Here is a 6,861-nt window from a genome sequence, read left to right as displayed (position 1 = left end):
GGGGGCGAAGGCGGGGGGGGGTGGCGGGTGGAGGGGTACGCAAGGGCCGCCCGGTCCGTCAGCGGGGACGTGGACAGGAGCCGGGCGGCCGGTCTGCGGAGGGTCAGCCGCGCCAGGTGTCGTTCAGCGTGGTGACGCCGGAGGCGGGCACGGTCAGAGTGCGGTTGTCGCCGCTCTCCCACTGCACGCCGCCGCCCGAGTCCTTGCGGAGGTACTTGTACTGGCAGGTCGTTCCGGCGGGCAGGTCGACGGTCAGTTTCCACACCGGGTAGGAGGCCGGGTCCAGCTTGGGCGCGGCGGCGGTGTTCCAGCCGCCGAGCGCGGAGCAGGAGCCGGCGACGTGGATGTTCTGGCCGGGCTGGGTGGTGGCCTGGACGTGGAACGAGGCGCCGGACGTCTCCTCACCCGGGTTGCCCGGGCCGCCGCCGGAGCCGCAGGTGCGGGCCCCGGTGTGCAGGGCCACGGCGGTGCCGGCAGGCAGGGAGGCGGTGAACTGCCCCGAGCCGTTGACGGTCACGCCCCGGCCGCTCTGCACGTCGCAGTAGTCACCGGCGGGCAGTGACGTCTGGAAGGTGCGGCTGAGCTGCCCGCTCCCCTGGTTGATGGCGACGTAGGCCTTGCTGCCGCGTCCGAAGGCGAGGGCGCTGCCGCCGTTGTCCCACCAGTCGCCGACCGTCTGGCCGCGGGCCTCGTTGCGGAGGGCGACCATCGAGGACACCTCGCGCCAGGCGTGCTGGCACTTCCAGCCGTCGCTGTAACAGGCCTGTACGGCGCCGTTGTTCGGCGGGCCGGCGTCCTTGTTGCTGAACTCGTAGCCGGAGTGCACGTCGGGTGAGCCGTAGGGCCAGGCCAGCATGAAGACGTTGGCCAGGGTGTAGCGGGAACCGTCCTTGTAGCTGAGGGTGTCCCCCACCCGCTCGGTGTCGTGGTTGTCGACGAAGACGGCGGACCTGCCGCTCGGCATGAAGCCCCAGCCCTCGCCGAAGGTGCGCAGGGAGGCGAGGGAGCCGCCGTTGAACGCCTGCTTGAGGCCGCGGGCGTAGCGGAACTCCTGCACGTCGCCGTTGCCGAGGTACTCGGACGGGTCGACGGCCTCGCCTGCGCCGTGGATGGCCTCCTGCTTCCAGTAGGCGTTCGGGTCGCTGAGCTTGGACTTGATGGCGGCCAGGTCCTCGTGGGGCATGTGCTTCGCGGCGTCGATGCGGAACCCGGCGGCTCCCAGCGAGAGCAGGTCGTTCATGTAGTCCGCGATCCGCTGCCGGACGTACTCCTTGCCGGTGCGCAGGTCGGAGAGGCCGACCAGTTCGCAGTTCTGCACCTGGTACCGGTTGCGGTAGTCGATGCCGCTGCTGCGGCAGTCGTTGAAGTCCCCGTCGCTGTAGGGCGCGTCGGGGTAGTGGTACTTGCTGTAGGTGGAGCCGCCGGTGCCGGTGCCGCTGCCGGCCGTCATGTGGTTGATGACGGTGTCCACGACCACCTTGACGCCGGCGGCACGGCAGGTCCCGACCATGGACCGGAACTGGCTGCGGTTGCCCAGCCGGCTGTCGAGCCGGTAGCTGACCGGCTGGTACTGGGTCCACCACTGGGGGCCCTGGATGTGTTCCTGGGGTGGTGAGACCTGGACGTAGCCGTAGCCGGCGGGACCGAGGGTGTCGGTGCACGCGCGGGCGACGGAGTCGAACTTCCAGGAGAACAGGACGGCGGTGACGTCCTTCGCTCCCGGGGGCGCGGCCTGTGCCTGGGGCTCCGCGACGAGGGTGCCGGCCGCTGCCGCCGTGAGGGCGAGGACGACGGCGGAGAGTCTGCGGGGGGTGTTCGCCCGAACTGGTCCGAATGCATTGCGGGGCCTGAGCGCCACGATGCCTCCTGCCTGATGGAGAGCCGATGCGGAGTGCCTCGGGGGCAACGCGCCGCGCCCGTAAGGCCAGTGAGCCGAGAACAACAGGGGGGTTCTGCAAGAAGAGTGAAAAGCCATGGAAACTCTTCCGCGTTGCAGACCGTAGAAGGCCCTGGCGCACCCGTCAATAGTTTCGACACTCCCCGGAAACACGGGGGTTGCTTGCGGGTAACGGCCTTCTGCAAGAGCTTGCAAGGTGCTACGTTCAACTACAGCCCCGGCCCGGCCAGTCGGGGGTCCGGTGACGGACCCCACGCGCCCGGCCGGTCGGGCCGGGCGCGCTCGGGGGTCAGCGTCCCGGGACCTGCGCCGTCGAGGCGCGGACGACGAGTTCAGGCTGGAAGACGAACTCGGTGTGCGGCACGGGGCTGCCGCCGATCTCCTCCAGCAGCGACTGCACGGCGGCCGTCGCCATGGCCCGCACCGGCTGGCGCACGGTGGTCAGCGGCGGATCGGTGAAGGCGATCAGCTCGGAGTCGTCGTAGCCGACCACCGAGAGGTCACCCGGCACGTCGAGGCCGCGCTGCCGGGCGGCGCGCACCACTCCCAGGGCCATCAGGTCGCTGCCGCAGACGATGCCCGTACAGCCCTGGTCGAGCAGCGCGCCGGCCGCCGCGTGACCCCCCTCGACGGTGAACAGGGTGTGCTGCACGAAGCCCCGCACCCCGTCCTCCTCGCTGCCGGCGGTGGCGTCGGCGAAGCCCTCGGCCTTGCGGCGGGCCGGCACGAAGCGGGACGGGCCCACCGCGAGTCCGATCCGCCGGTGCCCCAGGTCGGTCAGGTGGCGCACCGCCATCCGCGCCGCCGAGCGGTCGTCGGGTGACACGAAGGGCGCCTGCACCCGCTCGTTGAATCCGTTGATGAGCACGAACGGCACGCCCCGGCCGGCCAGTCGGCTGTACCTGCCGGGGTCGGCGGTGACGTCGGCGTGCAGCCCGGAGAGAAAGATGATGCCGGTGACGCCGCGTTCCACGAGCTGGTCCACCAGCTCGTCCTCGGTCGCGCCGCCCGGCAGCTGCGTGCCGAGCACCGGGGTGTAGCCGTAGCCCGACAGGGCCTGCTCGATGACCTGCGCGAACGCGGGAAAGATCGGGTTGGTCAGTTCCGGGATGACCAGTCCGACCAGTCCCGCGCTGCGCTGGCGCAGCCGCACCGGGCGCTCGTACCCCAGCACGTCGAGCGCCGCGAGCACCTTCTGCCGGGTCGCCGAGGCCACCCCGGTCTTGCCGTTGAGCACCCGGCTGACGGTCGCCTCGCTCACCGCGGCCTGCACCGCGATGTCGGCGAGGCGGGCGGGGCCGGCGAGGCCGACGGCCCCGCCGACTCCCAGCGGCTCCGCCACACTCATGCGGTCCACCACACGACGGTGTCCGCGGGCAGCGCCCCGGTACCGTCGTAGCCGCCGCTGGACAGCAGCACCCGGCCGGGGGCGGACGGCAGTTCAACGGGTTCGCCGGTGGTGTTGGCCGTGCAGGTGAAGGTGCCGCGGCGGAACGCCAGCACGCCCTCGGGCGCGTCCAGCCACTCCACGGCGTCCCCGGCGCCCAGGTCGGGGTGCTCCCGGCGGACCGCGATCGCCCGCCGGTAGAGCTCCAGCGTGGAGTCCGGGTCGCCGGTCTGCGCCTCGACGCTGAAGCGGGCCCAGTCGGTGGGCTGCGGCAGCCAGCTGCCGCCCTCACCGAAGCCGTAGGACGGTCCGTCCGCGGTCCACGGGATGGGCACCCGGCAGCCGTCGCGCAGCCCGTCCTGCCCGTTGTCCTTGAAGAACGACGGGTCCTGGCGCACCTCGTCCGGCAGGTCGGTGACCTCGGGCAGGCCCAGCTCCTCCCCCTGGTAGACGTACGCCGAGCCGGGCAGCGCCAGCATCAGCAGCGACGCGGCCCTGGCCCTGGCCTGGCTGCCGCCCAGCCGCGTGAGGTGCCGCACCACGTCGTGGTTGGACAGCACCCAGGTGGTGGTCGCGCCGACCGGGCGCATCGAGTCCAGCGACTCGTCGATCACCCGGCGCAGCTCGGCCGCGTCCCAACCGGCGTTGAGGTAGTGGAAGTTGAACGCCTGGTGCAGCTCGTCGGGCCGCAGGTACAGCGCGGTGCGGTCCGCGCTGGGCGTCCACGCCTCGGCGACGCCGATACGGTCGCCGCCGTACTCCTCCAGGATCAGGCGCCAGGAGCGGTAGATCTCGTGCACGCCGTCCTGGTCGAAGAAGGGCAGCACCTGGTTGCCGAGCAGTTTGAGCTGCTCACCGCGGCCCATGTCCGGCAGGCCGTCGGCCTTCACCAGGCCGTGGGCGACGTCGATGCGGAAGCCGTCGACGCCCATGTCAAGCCAGAAGCGCAGCACCGAGCGGAACTCGTCCTGCACGGCCGGGTGGTTCCAGTCGAAGTCGGGCTGCTCGGGGGCGAAGAGGTGCAGGTACCAGTCGCCGGGAGTGCCGTCGGGGTTCTTGGTCCGGGTCCAGGCCGGGCCACCGAAGATCGACTCCCAGTCGTTGGGCGGCTCCTCGCCGTGCTCCCCCTTGCCGGGCCGGAAGTGGTACCGGTCACGCAGCGGTGAGCCGGGGCCCTCGCGCAGCGCGCGCTGGAACCACTCGTGCTGGTCGGAGGAGTGGTTGGGCACGAGGTCCACGATGACGCGCAGGCCCAGTTCGTGGGCGTCGCGGATCAGCGCGTCGGCGTCGTGCAGGTCGCCGAACATCGGGTCGATGGCCCGGTAGTCGGCGACGTCGTAGCCGGCGTCCGCCTGCGGGGACGCGTAGAACGGGCTCAACCAGACGGCGTCCACACCCAGTTCGGCGAGGTACGGCAGCCGGGCGCGGATACCCGGCAGATCGCCCATGCCGTCGCTGTTGCCGTCGGCGAAGGAGCGTGGGTAGACCTGGTAGATGACTGCTTCGCGCCACCATCCGGAGCGGTCGCCCGGAGCAGGGGTGCCTGCGGCTGTTGCCGCTCGGGGGGCAGGTGCGGCGAGGTGCTGGGTCATGTCATCCCTGGAGGTGTCGAATTCGAGGGGGGCTGTACGGCGGTGGCGTGCGGCGGGCGCGGTCAGGACTTCACGGCACCCGCCGTCATGCCGGAGACCAGGTAGCGCTGGGCGAACCCGAAGACGAGCGCGGCGGGCACGGCGATGATGACGGCCGCCGCCGTCATCGATCCCCAGTCCGCGGAGTACTGGTTGACGAAGGTCTGCAGGCCGCCGGCCAGGGTGAGGTTCTCCTCACCGGTCATGAAGGCCGTCGCGTAGGCCACTTCGGCCCAGGCGGTGACGAAGGTGTAGAAGCCCGTCACCGCGAGCCCCGGCTTGGCGAGCGGCATGATGAGCCGCCAGAAGGTCCCGAACGGGTTGAGCCCGTCCACCCGGCCCGACTCGTCGATCGACACCGGGATGGTGTCGAAGAACCCCTTCATCATCCAGGCGCAGAACGGCACCGCGATGGTGAGGTAGGTGATGATCAGGCCGACCGGCTGGTTGAGCAGTCCGAACTGCGCCATCAGGTTGTAGAGCGGCACGATCAGCACCGCCATCGGGAACATCTGGGTGATCAGCAGGGTCCACATCAACGGCCGCATACCCGGGAAACGGAACCGGCTGAGCGCGTACCCGGTGGTGGAGGCGATGAAGACGCCCAGGAACGTGGTGCCCACCACCACGAGCACCGAGTTGCCGAACCAGTCGAGGAAGTGGGTGTCGGTGAGCACGTGGTCGTAGTTGGCGAAGGTGAAGTTCTTCACCAGGTCGAGCGTGAAGGCGTCCGTCTTCGGCTTGAACGAGGTGACGACCAGCCACAGCGGCGGGAAGACAGCGACCGCCGCGGCGACCAGCAGGCCCAGGTGCAGCCCGACGGAGGCCAGCGGCGTGCGCCGCAGACGGCGCCCGGAGTCCTCCGGGGCGGTCTTCACCACGATGGGCCGGGGGCCGGGGGCGGGCTTCTTCTTGAGCGTGGACTCTCCGGACATGCCCGTCACCACACCTCTCCCTGCTTGCGGAGGACACGGCGGTAGCCCACGGCGAAGGCCGCGAGCAGCACCAGGATGATGACGCCCCAGGCCGCGGAGGTGGCGAAGTCGCGGGGGCTGTTGAGGAAGGCGACCCGGAAGGCGTACGTGACCAGGATCTCCGAGGAGTCACCCGGCCCGCCCCGGGTCAGCAGGTAGATCACGGGGAACATGTTGAACGTCCAGATGGTGCTCAGCAGGATCACCGTGGAGCTGACCGAGCGGATGCCGGGCAGCGTGATGTTGACGAAGCGCTGCCACGGGCCGGCGCCGTCCATCTCGGCGGCCTCGTACAGCTCGCCGGGAATGGACTGCAGCGCGCCCAGGACCGCGACCAGCATGAACGGCACGCCGAGCCAGACGTTGACGCCGATGACGGCGATCTTCGCCCAGAAGGGGTCACCCAGCCAGGCGATCGAGTCGATGCCGCCGCCGCTGAGCACCTTGTTGAACAGGCCGTTGCGCTCGTTGAACAGCAGCCGCCACGCGAACACGGAGACGAACGCGGGAATGCCCCAGGGCAGGATCAGGGCGATGCGGTACAGCGCCCGCCCCTTGACCTTGCGGTTGAGCATGTTGGCGAGGGTCAGGCCGACGGCGAAGGTGATGCTGACGCAGCCCACCGTCCACAGCACGGTCCAGCCGAGGCGGTCCCAGAAGACGTCGGAGGTGAGGATCGCGGTGTAGTTGTCCAGCCCCACGAACTCGTAGGTGGCTTCGATGGTGTTGACGCCGATAGTGCGCTCGACGTTCGCCTCGTTGGCGTTGGTGAGCGACAGGAAGACGCCGCGGGTCAGCGGGTAGCCGACGATCACCGCGATCACCAGCGCCACCGGGGCGATCATCGTCCAGGCGTACCAGTGGGTGCGGGCCGCCCTGCGCAGCCGCGCGAGTCCCTCGCGCGCGGCGGGCCCGCGCCGTGGCCCGGGCGCCCTGTCCTTGCCAGCCGTGGTGCGGCTCGGGCCGCCGGGG

The 6,861-nt window shown here is 70.7% G+C and carries 5 protein-coding genes; all 5 read right to left on the bottom strand.

Features of this window, described 5'->3' with window-relative positions; translation table 11 throughout:
* Positions 1-103: 103 nt before the first annotated feature.
* Complete coding sequence (locus tag ACYVE9_RS11695) at positions 104-1,858, bottom strand: carbohydrate-binding module family 20 domain-containing protein (RefSeq protein ID WP_461027725.1); 1,755 nt, start codon at positions 1,856-1,858, stop codon at positions 104-106.
* Between the two features lie 328 nt (positions 1,859-2,186).
* Positions 2,187-3,245, bottom strand: coding sequence for a LacI family DNA-binding transcriptional regulator (locus ACYVE9_RS11690; protein WP_461027724.1), 1,059 nt, complete (start codon positions 3,243-3,245; stop codon positions 2,187-2,189).
* Positions 3,242-4,876, bottom strand: coding sequence for a glycoside hydrolase family 13 protein (locus ACYVE9_RS11685; RefSeq protein WP_461027723.1), 1,635 nt, complete (start codon positions 4,874-4,876; stop codon positions 3,242-3,244). The genes ACYVE9_RS11690 and ACYVE9_RS11685 overlap by 4 nt, the downstream gene beginning before the upstream one ends.
* Before the next feature lie 62 nt (positions 4,877-4,938).
* Positions 4,939-5,850, bottom strand: coding sequence for a sugar ABC transporter permease (locus tag ACYVE9_RS11680; RefSeq protein ID WP_461027722.1), 912 nt, complete (start codon positions 5,848-5,850; stop codon positions 4,939-4,941).
* A 5-nt stretch (positions 5,851-5,855) separates the two neighbouring features.
* On the bottom strand, positions 5,856-6,861 hold a 1,006-nt coding region (locus tag ACYVE9_RS11675), incomplete at its 5' end, for a carbohydrate ABC transporter permease (RefSeq protein ID WP_461027721.1).

It is taken from the genome of Streptomyces sparsus (genome assembly GCF_054776295.1).
The sequence above is the reverse complement of the archived record's forward strand: the minus strand, read 5'-3'. Positions and strand labels throughout refer to the sequence as shown.

What these genes read in the sequence shown, in the direction of transcription:
- ACYVE9_RS11690 (WP_461027724.1), bottom strand. Translation starts at nt 3,245, where the DNA reads ATGAGTGTGGCGGAGCCGCTGGGAGTCGGCGGGGCCGTCGGCCTCGCC.
- ACYVE9_RS11685 (WP_461027723.1), bottom strand. Translation starts at nt 4,876, where the DNA reads ATGACCCAGCACCTCGCCGCACCTGCCCCCCGAGCGGCAACAGCCGCA.
- ACYVE9_RS11680 (WP_461027722.1), bottom strand. Translation starts at nt 5,850, where the DNA reads ATGTCCGGAGAGTCCACGCTCAAGAAGAAGCCCGCCCCCGGCCCCCGG.